31 protein-coding genes and 1 pseudogene are annotated in these 20,125 nt (G+C 69.7%); 23 read left to right on the plus strand and 9 right to left on the minus strand.

Features of this window, described 5'->3' with window-relative positions; genetic code table 11:
* Nucleotides 1-75 precede the first annotated feature (75 nt).
* Nucleotides 76-567 (plus strand): tetratricopeptide repeat protein, encoded by a 492-nt coding sequence (locus tag ADK57_RS31930; protein WP_053753114.1) that lies wholly within the window; start codon nt 76-78, stop codon nt 565-567.
* A gap of 43 nt (nt 568-610) precedes the next feature.
* Here ADK57_RS31930 and ADK57_RS31935 read toward each other — a convergent pair whose 3' ends face one another.
* Nucleotides 611-1,096 (minus strand): hypothetical protein, encoded by a 486-nt coding sequence (locus tag ADK57_RS31935; RefSeq protein ID WP_053753115.1) that lies wholly within the window; start codon nt 1,094-1,096, stop codon nt 611-613.
* A 133-nt stretch (nt 1,097-1,229) separates the two neighbouring features.
* Entirely contained in the window at nt 1,230-1,742 is a 513-nt protein-coding gene (locus ADK57_RS31940) for a DinB family protein (RefSeq protein ID WP_053753153.1), read from the minus strand.
* Between the two features lie 129 nt (nt 1,743-1,871).
* Here ADK57_RS31940 and ADK57_RS31945 point away from each other — a divergent pair, with 129 nt between their 5' ends.
* Entirely contained in the window at nt 1,872-2,777 is a 906-nt protein-coding gene (locus ADK57_RS31945; protein ID WP_053753116.1) for a Gfo/Idh/MocA family protein, read from the plus strand.
* Here the strand turns inward: ADK57_RS31945 and lnt are convergent.
* From lnt to ADK57_RS31960, 3 genes are all read right to left on the minus strand, one after another.
* The gene (gene lnt, locus ADK57_RS31950; protein ID WP_053753117.1) at nt 2,701-4,266 is read right to left on the minus strand and encodes an apolipoprotein N-acyltransferase; all 1,566 of its coding nucleotides are present in this window, start codon (nt 4,264-4,266) and stop codon (nt 2,701-2,703) included. The genes ADK57_RS31945 and lnt overlap by 77 nt on opposite strands.
* A 71-nt stretch (nt 4,267-4,337) precedes the next feature.
* On the minus strand, nt 4,338-4,829 hold the full coding sequence (locus tag ADK57_RS31955) for a nuclear transport factor 2 family protein (protein WP_053753154.1): 492 nt from the start codon (nt 4,827-4,829) through the stop codon (nt 4,338-4,340).
* 146 nt (nt 4,830-4,975) lie between these two features.
* Nucleotides 4,976-6,151 (minus strand): FAD-dependent monooxygenase, encoded by a 1,176-nt coding sequence (locus ADK57_RS31960; protein WP_053753118.1) that lies wholly within the window; start codon nt 6,149-6,151, stop codon nt 4,976-4,978.
* A gap of 242 nt (nt 6,152-6,393) precedes the next feature.
* Here ADK57_RS31960 and ADK57_RS31965 point away from each other — a divergent pair, with 242 nt between their 5' ends.
* Nucleotides 6,394-7,509: an AI-2E family transporter gene (locus ADK57_RS31965; protein WP_053753119.1), complete on the plus strand. Its 1,116-nt coding sequence runs from the start codon at nt 6,394-6,396 to the stop codon at nt 7,507-7,509.
* Between the two features lie 123 nt (nt 7,510-7,632).
* On the opposite strand, the gene ADK57_RS31970 is transcribed toward ADK57_RS31965, so the two are convergent.
* From ADK57_RS31970 to ADK57_RS31980, 4 genes and pseudogenes are all read right to left on the minus strand, one after another.
* Nucleotides 7,633-7,812 (minus strand): hypothetical protein, encoded by a 180-nt coding sequence (locus tag ADK57_RS31970; protein ID WP_053753120.1) that lies wholly within the window; start codon nt 7,810-7,812, stop codon nt 7,633-7,635.
* Nucleotides 7,813-7,893: 81 nt separating this feature from the next.
* A pseudogene (locus ADK57_RS48020) lies at nt 7,894-8,028 on the minus strand (undecaprenyl-diphosphatase); the annotation flags it as partial.
* A 2-nt stretch (nt 8,029-8,030) separates the two neighbouring features.
* On the minus strand, nt 8,031-9,425 hold the full coding sequence (locus ADK57_RS31975; RefSeq protein WP_053753121.1) for a hypothetical protein: 1,395 nt from the start codon (nt 9,423-9,425) through the stop codon (nt 8,031-8,033).
* Nucleotides 9,426-9,843: 418 nt separating this feature from the next.
* Complete coding sequence (locus ADK57_RS31980; protein WP_053753122.1) at nt 9,844-10,212, minus strand: hypothetical protein; 369 nt, start codon at nt 10,210-10,212, stop codon at nt 9,844-9,846.
* Between the two features lie 250 nt (nt 10,213-10,462).
* Between ADK57_RS31980 and ADK57_RS48025 the strand changes: the two genes are divergently transcribed.
* From ADK57_RS48025 to ADK57_RS32065, 20 genes are all read left to right on the plus strand, one after another.
* A complete protein-coding gene (locus tag ADK57_RS48025) occupies nt 10,463-10,708 on the plus strand; it encodes a helix-turn-helix domain-containing protein (protein WP_078973453.1) in 246 nt (81 codons plus the stop codon).
* 2 nt (nt 10,709-10,710) lie between these two features.
* Nucleotides 10,711-10,992 carry a hypothetical protein gene (locus ADK57_RS31985; RefSeq protein ID WP_053753123.1) on the plus strand — a complete coding sequence of 94 codons (282 nt, stop codon included), beginning with the start codon at nt 10,711-10,713 and terminating at the stop codon, nt 10,990-10,992.
* A 172-nt stretch (nt 10,993-11,164) separates the two neighbouring features.
* The gene (locus ADK57_RS31990) at nt 11,165-11,434 is read left to right on the plus strand and encodes a hypothetical protein (RefSeq protein WP_053753124.1); all 270 of its coding nucleotides are present in this window, start codon (nt 11,165-11,167) and stop codon (nt 11,432-11,434) included.
* Nucleotides 11,431-11,769: a hypothetical protein gene (locus ADK57_RS31995; RefSeq protein WP_053753125.1), complete on the plus strand. Its 339-nt coding sequence runs from the start codon at nt 11,431-11,433 to the stop codon at nt 11,767-11,769. Before ADK57_RS31990 ends, ADK57_RS31995 begins: the two co-directional genes overlap by 4 nt.
* Nucleotides 11,766-12,014: a hypothetical protein gene (locus ADK57_RS32000; RefSeq protein WP_053753126.1), complete on the plus strand. Its 249-nt coding sequence runs from the start codon at nt 11,766-11,768 to the stop codon at nt 12,012-12,014. The genes ADK57_RS31995 and ADK57_RS32000 overlap by 4 nt, the downstream gene beginning before the upstream one ends.
* The gene (locus ADK57_RS32005) at nt 12,014-12,364 is read left to right on the plus strand and encodes a hypothetical protein (protein ID WP_053753127.1); all 351 of its coding nucleotides are present in this window, start codon (nt 12,014-12,016) and stop codon (nt 12,362-12,364) included. Before ADK57_RS32000 ends, ADK57_RS32005 begins: the two co-directional genes overlap by 1 nt.
* Nucleotides 12,364-12,678 (plus strand): hypothetical protein, encoded by a 315-nt coding sequence (locus ADK57_RS32010; protein ID WP_053753128.1) that lies wholly within the window; start codon nt 12,364-12,366, stop codon nt 12,676-12,678. The genes ADK57_RS32005 and ADK57_RS32010 overlap by 1 nt, the downstream gene beginning before the upstream one ends.
* Nucleotides 12,679-12,793: 115 nt before the next feature.
* Complete coding sequence (locus ADK57_RS32015) at nt 12,794-13,159, plus strand: DUF6197 family protein (RefSeq protein ID WP_053753129.1); 366 nt, start codon at nt 12,794-12,796, stop codon at nt 13,157-13,159.
* On the plus strand, nt 13,156-13,629 hold the full coding sequence (locus ADK57_RS32020; protein ID WP_053753130.1) for a hypothetical protein: 474 nt from the start codon (nt 13,156-13,158) through the stop codon (nt 13,627-13,629). The genes ADK57_RS32015 and ADK57_RS32020 overlap by 4 nt, the downstream gene beginning before the upstream one ends.
* Nucleotides 13,630-13,736: 107 nt before the next feature.
* A complete protein-coding gene (locus ADK57_RS32025; protein WP_053753131.1) occupies nt 13,737-14,918 on the plus strand; it encodes a hypothetical protein in 1,182 nt (393 codons plus the stop codon).
* Nucleotides 14,915-15,070, plus strand: a complete 156-nt coding sequence (locus ADK57_RS50145) for a hypothetical protein (RefSeq protein WP_159050180.1) — start codon at nt 14,915-14,917, stop codon at nt 15,068-15,070. The genes ADK57_RS32025 and ADK57_RS50145 overlap by 4 nt, the downstream gene beginning before the upstream one ends.
* 125 nt (nt 15,071-15,195) lie before the next feature.
* Nucleotides 15,196-15,348 carry a hypothetical protein gene (locus tag ADK57_RS50150; RefSeq protein ID WP_159050181.1) on the plus strand — a complete coding sequence of 51 codons (153 nt, stop codon included), beginning with the start codon at nt 15,196-15,198 and terminating at the stop codon, nt 15,346-15,348.
* Entirely contained in the window at nt 15,345-15,848 is a 504-nt protein-coding gene (locus ADK57_RS32030; protein ID WP_053753132.1) for a hypothetical protein, read from the plus strand. Before ADK57_RS50150 ends, ADK57_RS32030 begins: the two co-directional genes overlap by 4 nt.
* Entirely contained in the window at nt 15,845-16,726 is an 882-nt protein-coding gene (locus ADK57_RS32035) for a PD-(D/E)XK nuclease-like domain-containing protein (RefSeq protein WP_053753133.1), read from the plus strand. The genes ADK57_RS32030 and ADK57_RS32035 overlap by 4 nt, the downstream gene beginning before the upstream one ends.
* Nucleotides 16,723-17,562: a hypothetical protein gene (locus tag ADK57_RS32040; RefSeq protein WP_053753134.1), complete on the plus strand. Its 840-nt coding sequence runs from the start codon at nt 16,723-16,725 to the stop codon at nt 17,560-17,562. Before ADK57_RS32035 ends, ADK57_RS32040 begins: the two co-directional genes overlap by 4 nt.
* Entirely contained in the window at nt 17,559-18,107 is a 549-nt protein-coding gene (locus ADK57_RS32045; protein ID WP_053753135.1) for a hypothetical protein, read from the plus strand. The genes ADK57_RS32040 and ADK57_RS32045 overlap by 4 nt, the downstream gene beginning before the upstream one ends.
* Before the next feature lie 73 nt (nt 18,108-18,180).
* Nucleotides 18,181-18,855, plus strand: a complete 675-nt coding sequence (locus ADK57_RS32050) for an LAGLIDADG family homing endonuclease (RefSeq protein WP_053753136.1) — start codon at nt 18,181-18,183, stop codon at nt 18,853-18,855.
* Nucleotides 18,855-19,250, plus strand: a complete 396-nt coding sequence (locus ADK57_RS32055) for an ASCH domain-containing protein (RefSeq protein ID WP_053753137.1) — start codon at nt 18,855-18,857, stop codon at nt 19,248-19,250. Before ADK57_RS32050 ends, ADK57_RS32055 begins: the two co-directional genes overlap by 1 nt.
* Nucleotides 19,244-19,651, plus strand: a complete 408-nt coding sequence (locus ADK57_RS32060; protein ID WP_053753138.1) for a DUF4326 domain-containing protein — start codon at nt 19,244-19,246, stop codon at nt 19,649-19,651. Before ADK57_RS32055 ends, ADK57_RS32060 begins: the two co-directional genes overlap by 7 nt.
* Before the next feature lie 53 nt (nt 19,652-19,704).
* Nucleotides 19,705-20,058 (plus strand): hypothetical protein, encoded by a 354-nt coding sequence (locus ADK57_RS32065; protein WP_053753139.1) that lies wholly within the window; start codon nt 19,705-19,707, stop codon nt 20,056-20,058.
* Nucleotides 20,059-20,125: the final 67 nt, after the last annotated feature.

Genomic DNA, 20,125 nt, shown 5'->3' on the forward strand with positions numbered 1-20,125 from the left:
GTGCCGCCTGACCGGGATTGTCGGTGGCGGCGGTTAGCGTCGGCAGGGACAGTCGGCGAGGGTGCGGAGGACACGGTGGCGGAGCAGCAGGAGCAGGCGAGCGCGGATGCCGTGATGACGCGGATCGGGCAGGTCGTGATGCTGCATCACGCGGGGGACCGCGAGGAGGCCCGGCAGCGGTTCCTGGGCCTGTGGGCGGAGATCGGTGAGGACGGCGACCCGTTGCACCGCTGCACGCTGGCCCACTACATGGCCGACACCCAGGACGACCCGTTCGACGAACTCGCCTGGGACCTGAGAGCCCTGACGGCCGCGGAGGAGCTGACCGAGGACCGGCTCCGTGAGCACGAGGGAGCGCTCGCCGTGCGGGCGCTGTACCCGTCGCTGCATCTGAACCTGGCCGCCGACTATGTGAAGCTCGGCCGCACGGAGGCCGCCCGCACCCATCTGCGCCGGGCGCGGGGAGCGTCCGACGCCCTGGGCGACGACGGCTACGGGGACGGGGTGCGGGGGGCGATCAGCCGGCTGGCGCTGCGGCTCGGCGAAGGGGGCGCCTCCCGCGAGTGAGCGTGCGGGCCGCCCCGGCACCGGTCGGAGCGCGGCTGTCGGCTCAACGCCGGTACGTCTGCTCGCAGATCACCGACTCCGGGCTGTCCGCCCGCCAGCCGCCGTACTGCTTGCCGAGTGCGCAGACGTCCTTCGCGTCCTTGGGGATCGGCTTGGCCACGTCGGGGATCTCGACGGGCGGTTTCCCGGGGCGCCCGACCTGGGGACGGCGGGGTTCGGGATGCGCAGGGTGTGCCGGGTGGGAGCGCCCAGGCGGCTCCTGTGCCTGCGGCGGGGCCGCGGGAGCGGCAGCGCGCGACGCCGACGATGACGGGTCCGGCCGACGGGACGGCTCGATCATCTCCAGGGCCTCGCGGGCCGGCGCCTGCACGATCTGCGGCTCGGTCTCCCCGTCCGGCCGGGGAGCCGACGGCTGGGCCGGTGCCGCCGACGGGCCGGTCACGGGCGGGCGCTGGACCGTCACACAGCCGGAGAGGGCCGAGACAGCCACGGTGACCAGGAGCGTTGCGGTGGTCGTCGTTCGGTGCACCCGCGCAACTCTGCTGGGTCGGAGGGCCTTTGGACAGCGGACAGGCGCAGGATGCCCCGCACGGGTGATCTCCGGCCCCGTACGAGGGGCCGGGGCGGCAGCGGCTGACCGGCGCCGGTCCCCGCGGCCGGCCTCAGTCTCCCGTCGCGCCGTCGATGCGCTCGCGGATCAGATCGGCGTGGCCGTTGTGGCGGGCGTACTCCTCGATCATGTGCGTGTAGATCCAGCGCAGGTTGAACGGCTCGTCGGTGAACCGGCTCCTGCCGCGGGAGAGTTCGTCCAGGCCGAACTCGCCGGCATTGCGCCGGGCGATCTCGATCTCGGCCTGCCAGGTGCCGTACGCCTCCGCCCAGGTGTCCGCCTCGGTGAGATGGAACTCGCCGTCCCGGTCCTCCTCGGTGTAGTAGATGGGCCCCGGGTCGTCGGCCGCCAGCACCTTGCGGAACCAGCTCCGCTCCACCTCCGCCATGTGGCGCACCAGGCCCATCAGGGACAGCTCGGACGGCTCCACCGAGGCGGTCCTGAGCTGGGCGTCGGTCAGGCCCTCGCACTTCCACGCCAGGGTCTGCCGGTGGTAGTCCAGCCAGCCCTCCAGCATGGTGCGTTCGCCGGCGTTCAGGGCGGGTTCACTGCGCTGCGTCGTCATGCCCGCATCGTCGCCCACCGTGCCCGGCCCCACCATGCGTTTTCCACGGCTTCGCCGACCGACGGCGCCCACGGCGGCCGTATGCTTCCGGCATGGCCCCGGCAGGCAACAACCGCTGAAGGAGACCCCGTGAAGGTCGGCTGCATCGGACTCGGTGACATCGCGCAGAAGGCGTATCTGCCGGTGCTCGGCGTCCGCCCCGGGGTCGAGCTGCACCTCCAGACCCGCACCCCGGCGACGCTCGCCAGGGTCGCCGACGGCCTCCACCTTCCCGACGGACAGCGCCACACCGACCTGGACTCCCTCCTCGGCCAGGACCTCGACGCCGCCTTCGTGCACGCGCCGACCGCCGTGCACCCCGAGATCGTGACGCGGCTCCTGGAGGCGGGCGTACCCACGTACGTCGACAAGCCGCTGGCGTACGAACTCGCCGACTCCGCACGGCTGGTGGAGCTCGCCGAGCGGCGGAGCGTGAGCCTGGCCGTCGGCTTCAACCGGCGCTACGCCCCCGGGTACGCGCAGTGCGCCGATCACCCGCGCGAGCTGATCCTGATGCAGAAGAACCGGATCGGGCTCCCGGAGGAGCCGCGGGCGATGATCCTCGACGACTTCATCCACGTCGTGGACACCCTGCGCTTCCTCGTGCCCGGCCCGGTGGACGACGTGACCGTGCGCGCCCGCGTGGAGAGCGGCCTGTTGCACCACGTCGTGCTCCAGCTCGCCGGGGACGGTTTCACCGCGCTCGGCGTGATGAACCGGCTGAGCGGATCGGCGGAGGAGATCCTGGAGGTGTCCGGGCAGGACACCAAGCGTCAGGTGGTCAACCTCGCGGAGGTGATCGACCACAAGGGCCAGCCGACCGTGCGGCGGCGCGGTGACTGGGTGCCGGTGGCCCGGCAGCGCGGCATCGAACAGGTGGCGGGCGCCTTCCTCGACGCCGTGCGCGCGGGCAAGGTGCTCAGCGCCCGGGACGCGCTGGCGACTCACGAACTGTGCGAGCGGGTGGTACGTGCGGTTCAGGAGAAGGCCGCCTGATCCGCAGCGTCCGTACCCCCTCGGTGAGGCCCCACGCCGCGAGAATCAACAGCGCCGCCTGCACCGCCCAGTCGCCGAAGCGGACGTACGGTGTGACACCGTCGGCCAGCGGCACCTCGTACACCTCGCTCGTGCTCGCGCTCGTGCCGAGCCACGGTCCGATGCGCTGCCCGCTCGCGCCGTAGACGGCGGACACGCCCGTCAGCGTCGCGTGGACCATCGGGCGGCCCGTCTCGGCGGCTCGCAGTGCGGCCAGCGAGGCGTGCTGTTCGGGGGCCCAGCTGTGCTGGAACGTCGAGGTCGAGGACTGGCCGACGAGTATGTCGGCGCCGTCCTCGGTGAGATGGCGGGTCATGTCGGGGAAGGCGGTCTCGAAGCACACCATGGGGCCGATGCGCAGCCCGTTCCCGGCGTTCATCACCACCTGCCCGGAACCCTGCCTGCGGTCCTCGCCCGCCGCCTTGCCGACGGAGGTCGCCCAGCCGAGCAGCGAACGGGCCGGGATGTACTCGCCGAAGGGCACGAGCCGCATCTTGTCGTAGCGGTCGCCGGTGCGGCCGTCGGGTCCGACCAGGATCGAACTCTTGTAGATGCCGGGCTTGTCGGAGCGCCGGGCGTCCACGTTGACCAGGATGTCCGCACCGGTGTCGCGCGACAGCCCGGCGATCCTCGCCGCGAGGCCGGGCCGGTCGCCGAGGTCGTGGCCGACGCTGCTCTCGCCCCAGACGATCAGGTCGACGTCCTGTCCCACGAGCTCGCGCGTGAGCTGTTCCTCCCGTGCGAAGCGCCTGTCGGCGCCCTCGACGACCCCCGGCTGGACGACCGCGATCCTGACCCGCTCGTCGACCCCCGGGCGAGGCGACCACACCCAGGCCGCCGAGGTGGCCGCCGCCGTGGCGACGAGCCCGGCCACGGCCGGCACCCGGGACTCACGGACCGCGACCAGCACGGCGACGGCGACATTGACGGCCACCACCAGGAAGCTCAGCAGCCACACGCCTCCCACCGAGGCCAGCCGCAGCGCCGGTTCCACCTGCCACTGGCTCGCGCCGAGCACCCCCCAGGGGCCGCCCAGCCCCTGCCAGGAGCGGACGAGCTCGACGGCCAGCCAGCCCGGCGGCAGGACGAGCAGGGCGGCCGAGATCCCGGCGCGGGAGGGCTTTCCGGCGAGGCAGCGGCGCACCAGCCCACCCCACGGGGCCCACAGGGCTCCCAGCAGCGCCGCGATGACGAACGTGAACACGTGCAGGCTCGGCAGCAGCCAGTGGTGCATCGCCAGCATGAAGCCGAACCCGCCGCACCAGCCGTCGTACGCCGCCCGTTTCCCGGTCGGCGCCGAGCGGATCAGCACGATCCAGGGGACGAGGGCGATGTACGCCCACCACCACAGGGACGGGGCGGGGAAGGAGAGCACGGGGAGGGCGCCCGCGGCCGCGGCGACGGCCGAGCGCCGCCACGGGGAGGTGAGCCAGTGGCCGAACGACTTCATACGGCACCTCCTACCCCGTGGGTCTCTCCAGTGTGCGTGCCGCGGACGACTCCGGGACAGTGGGCGTCGGCTCAGTTGATCACAGGTGCCGGGTGCGGGTCTGGCAGGCGCCGCCACTTCTCCTGGACGAGCACCTCGCGCAGCCGCCAGCCGTCGTACGTGCGCAGCAGCCCGAAGTCGTACCGGCCGCCGCACACGAAGTCGGGGACGGCCGGGCCGCCGTCGGCGCTGGCTGCGGCGAGGCGCATCGGATTGACGTAGTCGGCCTGGAGCCGGGCGGTGTCTCCGGTGTCCTGCTCCAGGAGGCCGAAGCGGACCCTGCGGTTGACGATCAGATGCTGCCGCATCGCGAACAGCCGCATGCTCTCCGCGAGCCATGCGGCGACCTTCTCGGGGTCTCCCTCGATGCCGCCGGCCGAGCGGTAGTCCGCGCGCCCGTCCGGTGTGAACAGCCCTCGGTACGCCTCCCAGTCGCCGTCGTCCACCGCCGCCGCGTAGTCGGTGATCAATTCGTCGACGGCCAGGCGGTCCAATACGGTCGCGAGCTCCACACGCTGCGTCATCGGCTCAGTGTTGGGCATGGCGGGGGCGCCGCCAAGGGGGACGCGGTGATATTCGGCGGCTGTGCCGGGGGATTCGGAGTCGACGGGCACCGTCCACCGGCCGTACCGCGCGGAGTTCGGCCGTCCGCCGACCCCGCGGCCACTGGTCATGGCGCCTGTTCGTCGAGGACGTCGGCCGCCCACACGGTCGCTTGAGGCATGAACCGGTGCTGGGCCGCGTATGCCGCCATGCCCGCGTTCCGTGCCTGGGCCGCCGGGCCGTCCGGGAGGTGGAAGTCCTCGCCCGCCCGCGCGGAATCGGCCTGCATGCTCGTGGCGTCGGCCAGTCGCCGGCGCACGTACCGGTCGAGCGCGTCGGGTACTTCGGCCGGTGTCGCACCCGCGAGGGCGTCGCCGAGAACGGCCGCGTCCAGAATCGCCTGCGCCGCGCCCTGGGCCTGGAACGGCACCATCGCGTGGGCGCTGTCGCCCAGCAGGGTCACCCGCCCGATGTTCCACCGCGCGAGCGGATCACGTGTGTAGATGCCGTAGCGGTACACCTGTCCCGCGCGTTCAAGGACGTCGAGCACCCGGGAGTCCCACCCGCCGAACTCGCGCAGTTGCTCTCCCGGCTCCGCCCGAGCGGTCCACGACTCCTGCGCCGCCTCCGCCCCGAACACGGCCACGACGTTGAGCAGTTCCCCACGGCGCACCCGGTAGTGGACGAAGTGCCGACCCGGACCGAGCCAGACGGCGAGGTCCGGCAGGTTCAGATCGGCCACCTCCTCGGCCGGGAGCAGTGCCCGGTAGGCAGCGGTTTTCGAGAAGACCGTCTCGTCCGCGCCGAAGAGCCACTGCCGGGCCGCGGACCGTATCCCGTCGGCGGCCACGACCACGTCCGCCCCCAGGCGCTCGCCGCTTGCCGTGGTCACGTAGGCGGACTCGTCGTCCTGGTCGATTCCCACGACCACGGTGTTCAGACGCACCGACCGGGGCGGCACCCCCGCGGCCAGGGCCTGGTGCAGATCGGCCCGGTGGAGCAGCAGATAGGGCGCACCGAACTCGTCCTCGGCCGCGCGTCCCAGCGCGTAGCGGCAGATCTCGGCGCCGTCGGACCAGGTGCGGAAGCTCACGTGGGAGGGGCGGGTGGCCCGCGCGGCGACCGCGTCGAGCAGGCCCAGTCCGCGCAACACGCGTGTGGCGTTGGGCGCGAGCTGGATCCCGGCACCGACCTCGGTGAACCGCGGCGTCTGCTCGACCAGCGTGACCTCATGACCGGCGCGGCGCAGGCTCAGCGTCGACGCCAGCCCCCCGATGCCCGCCCCCACGACGATCGCCCTCATGCCACGACCTCACCTCGGCACCCTCGCGCGCCCAAGTACCGGAACGTCAGATCGGGCAGCGTACCGAACACAACTCTCCTGCCGTACGGGGTGTTTCGGCCCACGTCGTGTGCCGCGACCACGGGCGTCGCCCCGGCCGGGCCGTACCGACGTGAGCAACGAAGCGGGGAAGTTGTGTGGACAGCACGTCTGTGACCAGTGCTGATGGCGAAGTGTGACGTGAGCGCCAATAGAGTGACCCCATGTCTGACACGTTGAGTTCCAGGAGAGCCCGCGCCGCGCTCCGCACATCGGCGCGGATCTCGGTTGAGTTGCTGCTGGTACTCGTGATGCTCGCGGTGTTTCTCTGGCTCCTGGGTCGGATGTGGTCGGTCGTCTGGCCGCTCATAGTCGGCCTGCTCCTCACCACGCTGACCTGGCCCCTGACACGGTTCCTGCTTCGTCGCGGGTGGCGCCCCGCTCTGGCCGCGTCGGTGGTGACCGTACTGTTCCTCCTGGTCGCCCTGGGGGTGGTGGCGCTGATCGCGGTGCCGGTGGCGTCACAGTCGGGCGAGCTGACCGACGGCGTGGTCGAAGGCGTCCAGAGGCTGCGCGAGTGGGCCTCGGGGCCGCCGTTGAACATCGGCGACGACCAGATCACCAAGGCCTTCGACACCGCGGCCGCCCGGGCTCAGGACGGCCTCGGCAGCATGGTCACCGCTGTTGTCACGGGAGTGAGTACCGTGGTCAACGGTGTGGTCACTGCCGTTCTGGCGCTCTTCCTGATGTTCTTCTTCCTCAAGGACGGACCGCGGTTCCTGCCGTGGCTCGCTCGTCAGCTGCCCGGCCGGCTCGCCATCGACGTCCCGACCGTGGCCGCTCGCAGTTGGGACACCCTTGGCGCGTTCGTGCGTTCCCAGGCGGCCGTGGGTCTGCTCGACGCCGTCCTGATCGGCCTCGGTCTGTGGATCGTGGGGGTACCGCTGGTGCTTCCGCTGGCGGTGCTGACCTTTGTCTCGGCGTTCGTGCCGATCGTGGGCGCCCTGTTCGCCGGCTTCGTCGCGGTTCTCATCGCGCTGGTCTCGAACGGCCTGACGGACGCGCTGCTCGTGCTCGCCATCATCGTCGTGGTGCAGCAACTCGAGGGCAACGTGTTCCAGCCCATGATCCAAAGTCGTGGGCTCGGCCTCCACGCAGCGGTGATCCTTCTGGCGGTGACGCTGGGCGGCAGTCTGGCCGGCATCGTGGGCAGTCTGCTCGCCGTTCCCGTCGCCGCAATGATTGCGGTGGCCTGGAACTATGTGCGCGAGCAACTCAGCGACTCGGCAGAGGAGTTGGGGCTCGACGAGGCACACTCGGGTGACGTCGCCCCGTCGTAGAAGGCCGCTTGCGTTTGGTCGTCCGGTCCGGCGGCTGCGGGCATGCCGCCCGATGGGCGCCCCGGACCGGGACCGGCGCGGCGTCGGCGCGATGCACTCGACTCGCGGCGGAGAGCGGGGTGTTCAGGCGGCCTCGACGACGGCACCGCGGATCGCGGCCGCCCATTCGACCACCAACAGCTCGTACTCCGCGCGCTCCTGGGCCGAGAGGGTGCCGCCCGCGCGCAGCCAGAGCGCCCGGATCTGCTCGTTCACCTCGGCGGCGGACCGCACGGAGGCAGGGGCCATGGAATCGGGGGACATGCGCACAAGCCTAGGGGCAAGCACTGACAGTCCGCTACCGGATGGCTACTCAACTCCTATGTCATTGGTCACGGATGAGGGTCAGCCCGCCGATTCCGCCGCGTGCGGGCTGAGTACGCCCATCGTGACAAGGATGACGATCACGATGCCGAGGGCGATGCGGTAGTACACGAACGGCATGAAGCTCTTGGTCGAGATGAACTTCATGAACCAGTGCATCAACCAGCACCCTCAGCGGCTCTGACCTGCCGGTTCCACCACTCGGACAGGCCATTTGGGAGAAGACTGGGAGAAGCTGATGCCATCTCCCAAACCGTCTCCCGCACGAAGCACTCGAAGCGCTCCTGCAACGAATCCATCATCCGCCGCTCCATCGCCGTTGTCACGTTCGCGTACAGACCCTCCACGCCCGCGACCTCGTGGCCCATCCGCGTCTCGACCGCGATACGCGAATGCTCCCCGCCCGCCTCGTCGATCCACTCCTTGTGACCGTGCCGCAGCAGATACAGCCGCTTGCCGGAGTAGGCGGTCGCCGGGATCGCGGGGACCGGGCGGCGTGAGGTGACCTTCTGCCTCTGGCCAAGGCGGATCCGCTCGAACTCCGGTGAGGCGTCCCGGCCGTCCGCAATCGGCCGCCAGTAGTGGTAGGTGAAGTTGGCGTTCGCCAGCAGCCCGCCGGCGATCGAGCGGAACACGAACTCGCTGTCGTGGCTCGCCAGTAGCAGCTCCAGCAGCTCCGCCAGGAACGGGGGGACGACGAGCGTGCGCCGCGACTCGTACTTCGGCGGGAACAGCTTCAGCACGCCCTCTTCTCGCTGGTGCTGCCACTGCACGCGGATCGCGGGCATCAGGTCGGGGCCGTAGCGCTCGAGGTCCTCCTCGTGCCGCTCCTCGCGATCCCGCTCCTCCGGATCGTCGAGCGGGTCGGAAGCCGGCCAGGTCGGGTGCGAGTACACACGGCGCAGGGCGTAGAGCTCGGCCGGGCGCATGCCGGTTGTAGCGATCGTCCACACGAACACGAAGCCGTCCAGGCCCCAGAAGGCGAGCGCGTTGCAAGCCAGCTGGTGGACGTCCTCGATGCGCATCTCCCGCTTACGCTCGCGCGGTTTCTTCTTGTACCGGCCGCGGCGCTGCTTCTTGCCCTTCGGTACGGGGGAGGTTTTGCGCAGCTCGTCGTCGACGGCGTCGTCCATGAGCATGGAGAAGACGGTGAGGATCTCCTCCCCGTACTTCTCGCCCACGTTGGGCAGATCCTTCAGCTGCTTTTTCCATGCCCGGTAGGTGGACGGCTGGATGTCCGCGATCGCCGTCTCGCCCCAACGCGGGACGACGTACAGCCGCAGCATGGACCGGATCGCCTTGTCCCGCAGGTGCCCGACATCGAGCGTGTCGACCCACGTTTTGGCGTACTCGCCGATGGTGACGGAGCCGTCGCGGCGGGAGATGTAGTCGTCGTTGCGGATCTCTGCTTCGCGGTCGAGGCCGTAGTTCTTTGCCTCTACCTCGTCAGTGAAGCCGCCCTGCTGGTCGTAGATCCACTTGCCGCGGTCGTCCTTCTTGCGGGTGTTCCAGACGACTCTGCAGGTGTTTCCGCGCCACTCGACGTAGGCCATGTGCTGCCCCTTGGGTGCTGATGCGGGTGGCCGGCTGACACCCCTGCCGCCGGCCCCTCCGCCGCTTCTGCGCTACTCGTGCCGGCCGATGATGCAGGCCTGGCAAGCGGCGCAGTCGCCTCCTTGACGCCTGATCAGGTCCTTCACGTTGCGTCTTGCTTCTGCATCGTGTTCGACCCGGGGCGTCGCAACACACACGAGTTTCCCAGCTATCCGACCTTGGAAGCCGTTGAAGTCGGGCCCCAGGTCAACTGTGAGCAGTTCGTGCATGGGCTCCCCCTTTCGGGTGAGAGGGAACCTCCCAAGTACTAGTAGATGCTGCCACGTTCACGCACCGATGTGACCGGTATCGACTCAAGTGGCGGCGGGTGAGTAGGTAACGAAAGAGTTAAGTCAAAAGGTTGTACTAGTAACCCGATCAATCTCGATCAACTTGGGGGATTTTCCCTTGCCGGATCAGCTCATCCAGTACGCGCCGTTTCATCTCGCGGATCTCCGCGGCCGTCAGTGAGTCACTGACGGAGACTGCAGCGTTCTGTACGGCGTTGGCGATGTCTGCGGCAAGGTCTCCGGCCTGGACGTCGGAGACGACCGCGCCGCCCGGTTGCTTCTCGACGATGGTGGCGGCGGTCGCCCCGTCGAGGATGTCGCTGCAACTGCCCCGCGCCCAGCCGAGGATGGGTTCGATCTTCGCGTAAGTCGTGAGACGTACCTGCTTGCCGTCTTCGACCTTGCTGTACGTGTTGATCTGCAGTTGTGCAGCACGGGCTACGTCGATCTTGTTCATGCCGAGGTCTGCGCGTCGCCTGGTAACAAGAGTGGCGAGCCTCTGAAGTGCGCGTTCGTCCTGTGGGGGTGCCATGGCCCAAATCATCGCAGGACCGCGTAGGAACATCTAGGAACACCCGCGTTTCTGTCCTGAACCGCAACGCCAGCGGCTACAGACGCGATCTTGCAGCTACGCAAATCTACGAGTCTCTGCATGTTACTGCGCGGTATCGGTAGCGAAGACTCGTAGAAACACGTAGATTCTCTGCATGGAAAGACCCCCAGCCACCTACCAGGTGCACGGGCCATCGCTCCGCAAGAAGCGCAAGAGCCTCGGCCTCACAGTCCAGGAAGCCGCCGACAAGGCCGGCATCTCCCGCAGCTACCTCCAGCGGCTGGAAACAGGCATCCGGGAGCGGATGGGGCCCAAGCGCTACACGCGGCTCCGCACAGCCCTCAACGCAACAGACGAACAGATCTCGCCCCCACCCGAGATACCCCCAGAAGGAAGGTGAACATGTCCACCCCCGCCCCCACCCCCGACACCGAGACCATGATGCGCCGCGACGGCTACCTGCCGCCCGACGAAGCCGCAGCGGACCTCGGTTGCGGCAAGCGCTGGCTCCTCGACGGACTCAACCGCCACGGCTTCCCCCACACCCGCATGGGTCGGGCGAAGTGGCTCAGCCGCGAAGACCGCGAAGAGATCCGCAAGCTCTGCCAGATCCCCGCCGAGCCCGCCAAGATCTCGCGACTCCGGCGCTCCATGAAGACCAAGCCGGCCCGCGCCGCCGCTTAGCGGCCAAGGCCCCAACCGCCGGTCGACACACCGGCAGCCGGGGCCCCGCGGCCTAGCCGCGCGATCCACCCACACCATCCATGAACAGAAGGGCAGATCGGTGCCTCCATCATCTCAGAATTCAGCCCTCGGGGGCGTCGGCCCCTACGGGCCTCGCTACCAGGTCGGGGACTTGATCCGGAACGGCCACGGAGACCTGGAAGAGATCGTCGAGATTAGCCGCGCGCGGGCCGATGACGGCTGCTCGACGACTTGGGCGATCCGGGTCGGCTTCGCGACGTACCGGACCCGCAGCGTCCTGGACGGCGAGGAGTGCCTGACCAACACGCGTCACCTGCACGAAATGGTCGACGCCGGTTTCCGGAAGTGGGCCTACCTCGGCCCGGCTTCAGAGGTGGCCCGCGCTGGGCAGTTCACGCATCCGCAGGTGGTGACGGCATGACCGCCGCCGATGACCTGTCCCGTGCCCGCGAGTTGATGGGTGGCGCGCTGCCGATGCCGTTGGGTTCCGACCGCTGCTACCGGCCGGCCCCGAAGCCCGGGGACGCCGACGCGCCGTTGACCCGCCTGCAGTCGGATCTGCGGAAGCTCGTCGCCCAGCAGCGGGCCGCCGCCCTGGCCGAGCGCCTGCGGTGGCTGATGGCGCACCCGGATGAGGCCCCGCACACGCCTGCCACGGCCGGGGAGCTCGCCGAGCAGAGGCATCTCCTCTACGACGCCGACCCCGACGCGACCGTGCCCGCTTTCCCCTACCCGACCTCGCTGGAGGCGTCGTGACTGCCCAGTTGTACGGCCCGATCAACCTGGACCTGAACGACGGCCCCATCGAAGTCAAGATCGGTCTCGACGGTCAGGGACGGCCGTTCGCCCGGCTCGTCCTCGGCGACCTCACTCAGGCCGTCGCGATCTCCGTCACGAACTCCAACCCGGAGACGCTGGCCGACCTGCAGAGCGCGGTCGCCGAACTCGCCTCTTGGGTGCAGCAGGCGCAGAAGCTGCACGGCCTCCCGGCGGTGGCGTGATGGCGACCGTCGTTGAGGCTCTGCCGCTGCATCCGCGTAAGGCGTCCGCGTCACGGCGCCGGCGCCATCAGGCGAAGCTCGCCCACCGCATCCACCAGATCGCCCCGGGCGCCGCCACCGTGCTGGTCACGCCACTTTGGACGGACCCGAGCGGCACCGGCCACAGGTCGTTCGTGGCCCGCGCCCTCACCGCCGACGGACGGTTCCTCAAGTTCGAGGCAGGGGGCTCCCGGCAGATCACCGCACTCCTGCAAGGCGCCTACCCGGGCGTCAACTGGGACCACCCGCAGACCTGGACCGCGGCCTCGAACACGCTCACCGACCGGATCAACCGGAAGACGGTGGCGTGATGCCTGAGCTGATGGTCCAGATCGACGGGAAGACCTTCCCGCTGTCGAACTGCACGTGGATCACGTGGGCGCCGTGCGGCTGCCCCTGTGGAGCACTTACCGCCGCCTACGGCGACCGGGCGCACGCCACCGAAGAGCAGGCGTGGCGGGAGCACTACCCGCTCAAGCGGGACCGCGACAAGTACCAGCGGCAGGGCTACCGCATGGAGCTCATGAGCTGGGACCGCTACCGCGCCGAAGTCGACCTCGCCGCCAAGTGCCCGCATGTGAAGGCGAAGACGTCCCAGCAGAGCCTCGACGCGGCGGCCTCCTGATGGGCCCCGCCATCTGGATCTTCTTCGCGCTGATCTGCAGCGGCTGGCTCCTCTTCGTCATCCGCGAAATCCGCACCCTGTCCCAACCGGCCCCGGCCGACGTCGAGGAGAGCCCGTGAGCATCGACACCATCACAGACGCCCCCACCGATGTGGAGATCGCCGACGTCTGCGACAAGGCCGCCGACCATATCGAAACCGTCGGCTACTGCAAGAAATACCTGTACTCGGTCCGCCAGGCCGAGAACGGGCTCCCGCTCGACAAGTGCGAGGTCGATGTGATCGGCGCGATCAACGTGGCCGTGCACGGCACACCACGGCACGTCGGCGGTAACCCGCTCACCCACGCCACGGAGAAGGCCCTCGAGGCCCGCATCGACGCACCGTCGATCGCCGCCTGGTGCGACCACCGAGGCAACGGCAAGGCGAAGGCGATCGCCCTCCTCCGCGACACCGCGGCCAGCCTGTGGGAGGTGTCGTGACCACCGCCATCCGCACCCCGGCCGGCCGCCACACCGCCGCCCACCGCATTGCTGAACTCCGCCGCGAGCTTCGGGACCTGGAGGCCGCGAACAGCTTCCTCGCCCGTGACGGCGACGCCAAGGCGGCCGATCTCCACACCGCGCTGATCCGCGGCTGCCAGGACTCGATGCGCATCGCCCAACTGCAGGCCGAGCGTGACGCCCTGGTGAAGGCCAACGAGGACCTGCGGCACGCCACGATCCGCGCGAAGGCCGAGCAGGAGCGCCTGCGCCGCGCCGTCATCAACGCCCGGCCCCGCATCACGGTCGCCTACCAGAACCTCGACCGGCCCTACATCTCCCACGTGCAGATCCCGTACCCGGTGCCCGTCGGACAGTCCACCGCCAACGACGAAACACAGCAACTGCCGATCGTCGACCAGCCGGAGCCCGGACCGTGGCCCGCGTACCGGATGCGCACCGCCCACTGACCGCCGGCCGGGCGGTGACCAGCTCCCGCCACGGCCGGCGCCCAACGCACGAAGCCCCGCCCGGTGCTAGCGGACGGGGATCCACCACCACTCTCTCAGGAGAACTCGTGTCCGTCACGATCAACGCCCACCAGCTGAAGCTCCTCCTCGACAAGACCGCCAACCACATGGGCGGCGAACACATCGAGATGCTGCACGGCATCCGCCTCGACGTCGACGCCCGCCACCTGCACGCCGTCGCCTCCGACCGCTACACCATGGCCGTCGCCCGCTACGCCCTCACCGACAACGAGGACGAGCCGTGGGCCCGCACCATCCCCGCCGAGTACCTGCCCGCCCTCCGCGAGTGGGCCAGCAGCCACCAGGGCGACCAGTGGATCACCATCGAAGCGGGCGAGGACCGGCTCGTCTTCGACTCGGCGCGCACCACGTACAGCGTCGCCGTCAACCGCGGCCTGGAATTCCCGGACTGGCGGGGCATCCTCCGCACGCTCACCGAGAACACCATCGACGGCGAGCCGTTCCCTCGCCTCAACTCCACCTACCTTGCCCGCTTCGACGACTGCGGCATCGTCCGCGTCCGCCTCACCGCCGACGCCAAGGCAGCTCTCCTGTTCGGTGAGGAGTTCATCGGCGCCGTGATGCCCGTCCGCTACGCCGGGCTGGAGCCGGGCGAGCAGGAGTCCTTCGCGACCGCCTTCAAGGCCTGGTGCTGGACACTCGCCGCCGGCTCCAAGGACGCCGACATGGACGCAATGCCGCTGCCGAAGTACTCACGCTACGAGGCTTCCACCGACGTCCATGACACAGGCGAGGGACTCCTGCGCAGCGTCCTGCAGTCGACGTCCAACGCCGTCGACACCAGCTACTACGACGACGACAGCGAGGCCTGGTACGCGCACATCCATGCCAGCGTCGCGAACTGGAGGGCGTTCCGCTACCTCGACGCCCTCGACAAGGTCGATCCGCGCGTAGCGGCCCAGGTCGTAGCCGACACCGCCGAGGAACTGGACGACGGCGCGCTGGGCGAGTGGGCGTGGGATGTCGCCGAGAAGGCCGGCCACAACCCGAAGAAGTGGGACGAGGACTACGCGAACGCCCTGCGGCAGCGAGCCGCTGGGAAGCCGCCCCTGTGGGCGACCCGTCTGGCGGCCGGACTGAACGCGGCACGGCTCGCAGGGATCGACTTCCGCGTCGAGGACAACCCGCACGTCGCCTACGACGCCGAGGCCGAGGAGTGGAAGGCCACCGCCCCGCAGCCGGCCGAGACCACGGCAGGTGCCGCGTGAAGGCCCGCTTCACGGCCGGCCTCCTCCTCGGGGCGTCCGCCTCCGGCATCGCCTACGCCTGCTCGGCGCCCCCGCTGTGGGTGTTCCTGATCGGCCTGATCGTCGCATTCCTCGTCTGGTTCGGCGAGTTCATCCTCGACGACCTCCTCTGACCAACAACCCCCATACCGGCGGCGTGTCGAGCCCCCCACTCCGCGCCGCCACCCAGGGCCAGCTCCCTGGCACCTCCCCCCGCCGGGGAGCTGGCCCTCCTAAACGACACCCGAAAGCAGGTCCCATGAGCACCAACAGCCCCGCGAAGCCCGCAACGCCGCTGCGGTGCACCCGCTGCGGCGACGAAGACGGGCCGTTCACCACCGGCGGCCTGTGCGAGAACTGCGAGACCGAGACCGCCTCCGCACTCCGCGGCGCATCGGAGAACGTCGCATGACCGCCACCGTCGCCGTCAAGGGCGGCCTGGACGTGACCGCCCGCCGCGACAGCCTGCTCGCCCTCATCAAGGTCGGGCCGAGTCGGGCCGTCACCACGCGCCGCGCCCAAGACCTCTACAGCGTCACCCCGTGGTCCGGCATCGGCCGCAACGCAGCCCGACGGGACCTGCGCGATCTCGCCCACCGCGGACACCTCCTCCCCGTCACCATCCACGGCCAGCAGGCCTATCTGCTGAACCCGAAGACGGTCGACCGCCATCCGGCCTGGGGCACCCGGCGGGCGGAGCTCGCGCTCCTCCAGGCCGTCGCCAACGAGGGCGGCGAGTGGACGCCGGGCCGGGCCAAGGTCGTGCTCCGCCGCGCCATCGGCACCAACGTCTACCGCTCGGTTGCACGCCGCCGCCTCGAAGACCTCCACCGCGCGGGCCTCGTCGCACTGCACAGCGAGCGGCCCGGCCACTGCTACTACACGTCCCTCATCGAAGGCGGCGCCGCATGACCACCACCATCGAGGCGCCGGTCGTCACCGAGCCGGGCGTGTACCCGGACATGCCGATCGACGTCTACCACGCCGACCCCGTACCCGGCGGCAGCCTCTCCTCCTCTGGCGCCCGCAAGCTCCTCGACCCCGGCTGCCCCGCCCAGTTCAAGCACGACCGCGACCACCAGCAACCGCACAAGCGGGAGTTCGATCTCGGTCACGCCGCCCACCTGCTGGTGTTGCGCGACGGCCCGGAACTGGAGGTCATCGACTTCCCCGACTGGAAGAAGGTTGCCGCCCGGGAACTCCGCGACCTGGCCTACGCCGAGGGGAAGACACCCCTGCTTCGTAAGGAGCACGAGCAGGTGCAGGCGATGGCCGAGGCGATCCGCCAGCACCCCACCGCCGGGGCCCTGTTCGCCCCCGGCAACGGGATCGCCGAGCAGTCCCTGTTCTGGCAGGACCCCCGCCACGGCGTGTGGCGCCGGGCCCGCCCCGACTGGATGCCCCACCGCCAGGACGACGGCCGGCTCGTCGTCGTCGACTACAAGACCGCCCGCGCCGTCGACCCCAGCGCCCTGCAGCGAGCCGTGTACGAGCACGGCTACCACGCACAGGCCGCCTGGTACCTCGACGCCGTCAAAGCCCTCGACCTGCACGGCGACCAGGAGCCCGCGTTCATCTTCGTCTTCCAGTCGAAGACCGCGCCCTACCTGGTGCACCTGGTCGAGCTGGACTTCCCGGCCCTCACTCTCGGCGCCGCCCGCAATGAGCGCGCCCTCCGCACCTACGCCGAGTGCGAGCGCACCGGCAACTGGCCCGGCTTCAACGACCGCATCACCTACCTGCCCCTCCCGCCCTACGCGGAGAAGCGCGACCAAGAGGAGTACCTGTGAACCAGCCCGTCCCCCTTCCGTCGAACAACGCCCCGGCCCGCATCGGCCAGGGCACCGCGGTCGAGCAGTCCCGCGCCGCCGCCGAAGTTCAGGCCGCGGTCGTCGTCGCCCAGCAGTGCCCCCGCAACATCCAGGCCGCGGTCGCCGAGATGCGCGAGTCGTGCAAGCAGCAGGGCCTCGCCGAGCGCGCCTTCTTCCGCTACTCGCGTGGCGGCCAGAACATCACCGGCGCCTCCGTCCACCTCGCCCGCGAGTTGGCCCGCGTCTGGGGCAACGTCCAGTACGGCCTGGTGGAGATGCGCCGCGACGACGAGTACGGCCAGTCCGAGATGCAGGCCTTCGCCTGGGACGTCCAGACCAACTCCCGTAACTCGTCGACGTTCATCGTCCCGCACCGCCGCGACACGAAGAACGGGCCCAAGCAGCTCACCGACATGCGGGACATCTACGAGACGAACGCCAACAACGGCGCTCGCCGCGTCCGCGAGGCCATCTTCGCAATCCTGCCCCCCTGGTTCGTCGAAGAGGCCAAGGATCTCTGCAATCAGACGCTGCGCGACGGCGGCGGCAAGCCGCTCGCTCAGCGCATCGCCGACGCCATCAAGGTCTTCGAGGGCATCGGCGTCACCGCGGACCGCATCGAAGCCCGCTTCGACCGCGACTCCGGCAAGTGGACCGAGCACGACGTCGCCCAGCTGCTCGTCATCTACAAGTCGATTCAGCGCGGAGAGGTCACCGCCGAGGACGAGTTCCCGCCGCCGCGAGTGAGCGCCGACGAGCTGACCGGCGGCAAGACGCCGAAGCCGGCCGACGCTCCGTTGGACGGTGCCGCGTGAACGCCGACCAGCGCACCCTCCTCAACACGCTCATCGAGCGCTGGCAGGAAGTCGCCGACGCCTACAAGGCCAAGGCCGACAGCCCGGACGACGACCTGACCCGCCGATACGCCGACTACCGGCACATCTACCTGCGGAACATCCGCGACCTGCGCCACGTCCTCGACACCTCCCGCATGCCCTGCTCCCTCATGAACAACGACGAACGCCTCCGCGGCGACTGCGGACGCAACCACGAGGACGAGCACGACACGCGCGGCTGGATCGGGGCGATGGCCGCCGACGAGGACCCGTGGACTCAGGCGGAGCAGGCCGCCGCCCGCGAGCCGTGGGGGCCCGGCGTCACCCGCGTCCAGGCCATGGCCAACGTCGTCACCCTCCACCTCGCTGAGGCCCTGCTCGACGGCAAGTCCGAAGAGGTTCGCACCTGGGCCCGCGGCCTCGCCCACGAACTGCGGCGCGAACGCATCGACCTGATCGACGAGATCGGCCAGCACATGCAGCGCATGGCCCTCGGCGGCCCCACCAACGAAGTCCCCTTCTAACCCACCCCAGTCCGGGGTCCCGCCCGCCGAAATCAGGCGGGGCCCCGGCTCAACCCCAGAGGAAACCACACCCATGAAGGCACTGACCATCCGCCAGCCACACGCCTACCTCGCAGGAGTGCTGCGAGGAGACGGCTGGCTGAACAACGACCTTTGCCTCCGTGTCGCAGACCGCGACTTCGCTGAGACGTTCGCCGCTGCCATCCGCGACGGCTACAACTGCACGGCCAAGGTCAACGTTGATGAGCGCGGATACTTCCTCGTCCGTCGTCACTCAGCCGGCCGATTCGAGCACCTCCGCACGTTCAAGCCGGGCTCGCCTGAAGAGCAAGCCGCCTGGCTGCGCGGCTACTTCGACAGTGAAGGCAATGCCCAACTGACGCCCCGCCGCGCCAATGGGGCTCGGTCCTTCAGTCGACGCGTCTCGTTCTACTCGACGAATGAGGAGACGCTGCGGATGGCGGACGGCCACCTCGCCACCTTCGGCCTGACGACCCGCCGTTGCACCTTCAAGCCGAGCAAGGGGCACCTCGGGACGCTTCCCGTCCATGAACTGGCCCTGCGTAGCAGCAAGCAGCAGTACTCGACATTCGCTGAGCTGGTCGGTTCGAGCATCGAGCGGAAGCGGAACACCCTCGCACTGATCGCGGCGTCTTACTGCGACGACATGTCCGCGGTGCGTCGCGAAATGCAGGCCCGTGGTGTCGCAACGCGGATCGCCCGTCGCGATGCAGGGGGTGCGTACTGATGCGTGCTCTAACGATCAGGCAGCCCTGGGCGGGCGCGATCGCCCATCAGACGAAGCGCGTCGAGAACCGCACGTGGAAGCTCCCCGCGAAGCATGAGGGCGCCCGCATCCTCATCCACGCCGGCGCTGACCGCGACCGCTGGGCCGTCGTCTACGGCGACCACCTCGACGTGTACAGCGCGATCGTCGCCGTCGCCACGATCACCGGCTGCCACTACTCCGACGACGGCCGCTGCTGCGGTCCGTGGGGCGAGGAGAACGTCTACCACTGGACCCTCGCCGACGTCACCGCCCTGCCCGAGCCGGTGCCCGCGAAGGGCACGCTCGGCTTCTGGACGCCCGACGAGGAGACCGTCAACGCCGCACTCCGGCAGGACACGGAGGTGGCGTGGTGAACCCCGTCCGTATCCAGCGCCGCCGCACCAAGGGCTGGCAGAAGCCGGAAGGCGCCGTGTACGTCGGCCGCGGCACCCGCTGGGGGAACCCGTGCACGCAGGTCCGTTACCCGGCCCTCGACGGCTCCGAGTGGGAGCAGGAAGGCCGCCTCGGCAAGACGTCCGGCCAGCAGCACGCCTTCGTCCACCCCGACAAGACGATCACCTGGCATCTCGTGAAGGACGCCACCCGGGAGCAGGCCGTCGCCATGTACCGCCGCTGGCTCGACCGGCGGCCCGACCTGGTTGCTGCCGCACGGGAGGAGCTCGCTGGCCGCGACCTCATGTGCTGGTGCCCGAACGACGAGCCGTGCCACGCCGACGTGCTTCTGCAACTCGTGAACCAGGAGAACGCCTCATGACCGGCAACCGAGTTCGTCCTTCCGTGCGAACTCCTCAATCACGAGGTGGAGTAGTGGTAGCAGACGCCACCGTGCAGCCCGCCCTCGACGGCAGCATCCCCGAACCGCGCGTGACGAAGACGCAGCGGCAGGCCGGGGACTACGAGACGTGGCTCGCCGAAGTCTGGCCCAAGTTCATAGCCGCCGCCGCAACAGGCCGCACCTTCACCTGCTTTGAGATCGCCGACGAGCATCAGCTGCCGCAGCCCCCGAACCCGCAGGCCCACTGGGGCCGGCTCATGACGCTCCTGCAAGAAGAGGGCTACGTGCGCAAGGCGGGCTGGGCCTGCTCCGCCCGCCCCACCGTCCACCACAGCGGAGTCCGCACCTGGAAAGGCACCGCCGCCGCCAGGAGGGCCGCCGCGTGATGGACCAGCTCAACCACGTCAACCTCGGCTGGATTCCGGTCCTCATCCTCGCCTGCTCCGTGATCGG

The organism is Streptomyces sp. MMG1533 (assembly GCF_001279775.1).
Taxonomy (GTDB): domain Bacteria; phylum Actinomycetota; class Actinomycetes; order Streptomycetales; family Streptomycetaceae; genus Streptomyces.

Excerpts from the sequence above, each read along its gene's own strand:
- ADK57_RS32050 (WP_053753136.1), top strand. The coding sequence starts at position 18,181 with ATGAAGGCACTGACCATCCGCCAGCCACACGCCTACCTCGCAGGAGTG.
- ADK57_RS31980 (WP_053753122.1), bottom strand. The coding sequence starts at position 10,212 with ATGAACAAGATCGACGTAGCCCGTGCTGCACAACTGCAGATCAACACG.
- ADK57_RS31940 (WP_053753153.1), bottom strand. The coding sequence starts at position 1,742 with ATGACGACGCAGCGCAGTGAACCCGCCCTGAACGCCGGCGAACGCACC.
- ADK57_RS32055 (WP_053753137.1), top strand. The coding sequence starts at position 18,855 with ATGCGTGCTCTAACGATCAGGCAGCCCTGGGCGGGCGCGATCGCCCAT.
- ADK57_RS31970 (WP_053753120.1), bottom strand. The coding sequence starts at position 7,812 with ATGTCCCCCGATTCCATGGCCCCTGCCTCCGTGCGGTCCGCCGCCGAG.
- ADK57_RS31955 (WP_053753154.1), bottom strand. The coding sequence starts at position 4,829 with ATGACGCAGCGTGTGGAGCTCGCGACCGTATTGGACCGCCTGGCCGTC.
- ADK57_RS32010 (WP_053753128.1), top strand. The coding sequence starts at position 12,364 with ATGCCTGAGCTGATGGTCCAGATCGACGGGAAGACCTTCCCGCTGTCG.
- ADK57_RS32005 (WP_053753127.1), top strand. The coding sequence starts at position 12,014 with ATGGCGACCGTCGTTGAGGCTCTGCCGCTGCATCCGCGTAAGGCGTCC.
- ADK57_RS31975 (WP_053753121.1), bottom strand. The coding sequence starts at position 9,425 with ATGGCCTACGTCGAGTGGCGCGGAAACACCTGCAGAGTCGTCTGGAAC.
- ADK57_RS48025 (WP_078973453.1), top strand. The coding sequence starts at position 10,463 with ATGGAAAGACCCCCAGCCACCTACCAGGTGCACGGGCCATCGCTCCGC.
- ADK57_RS32035 (WP_053753133.1), top strand. The coding sequence starts at position 15,845 with ATGACCACCACCATCGAGGCGCCGGTCGTCACCGAGCCGGGCGTGTAC.
- ADK57_RS31985 (WP_053753123.1), top strand. The coding sequence starts at position 10,711 with ATGTCCACCCCCGCCCCCACCCCCGACACCGAGACCATGATGCGCCGC.
- ADK57_RS31960 (WP_053753118.1), bottom strand. The coding sequence starts at position 6,151 with ATGAGGGCGATCGTCGTGGGGGCGGGCATCGGGGGGCTGGCGTCGACG.
- ADK57_RS31965 (WP_053753119.1), top strand. The coding sequence starts at position 6,394 with ATGTCTGACACGTTGAGTTCCAGGAGAGCCCGCGCCGCGCTCCGCACA.
- ADK57_RS32030 (WP_053753132.1), top strand. The coding sequence starts at position 15,345 with ATGACCGCCACCGTCGCCGTCAAGGGCGGCCTGGACGTGACCGCCCGC.
- ADK57_RS31995 (WP_053753125.1), top strand. The coding sequence starts at position 11,431 with ATGACCGCCGCCGATGACCTGTCCCGTGCCCGCGAGTTGATGGGTGGC.
- lnt (WP_053753117.1), bottom strand. The coding sequence starts at position 4,266 with ATGAAGTCGTTCGGCCACTGGCTCACCTCCCCGTGGCGGCGCTCGGCC.
- ADK57_RS50150 (WP_159050181.1), top strand. The coding sequence starts at position 15,196 with ATGAGCACCAACAGCCCCGCGAAGCCCGCAACGCCGCTGCGGTGCACC.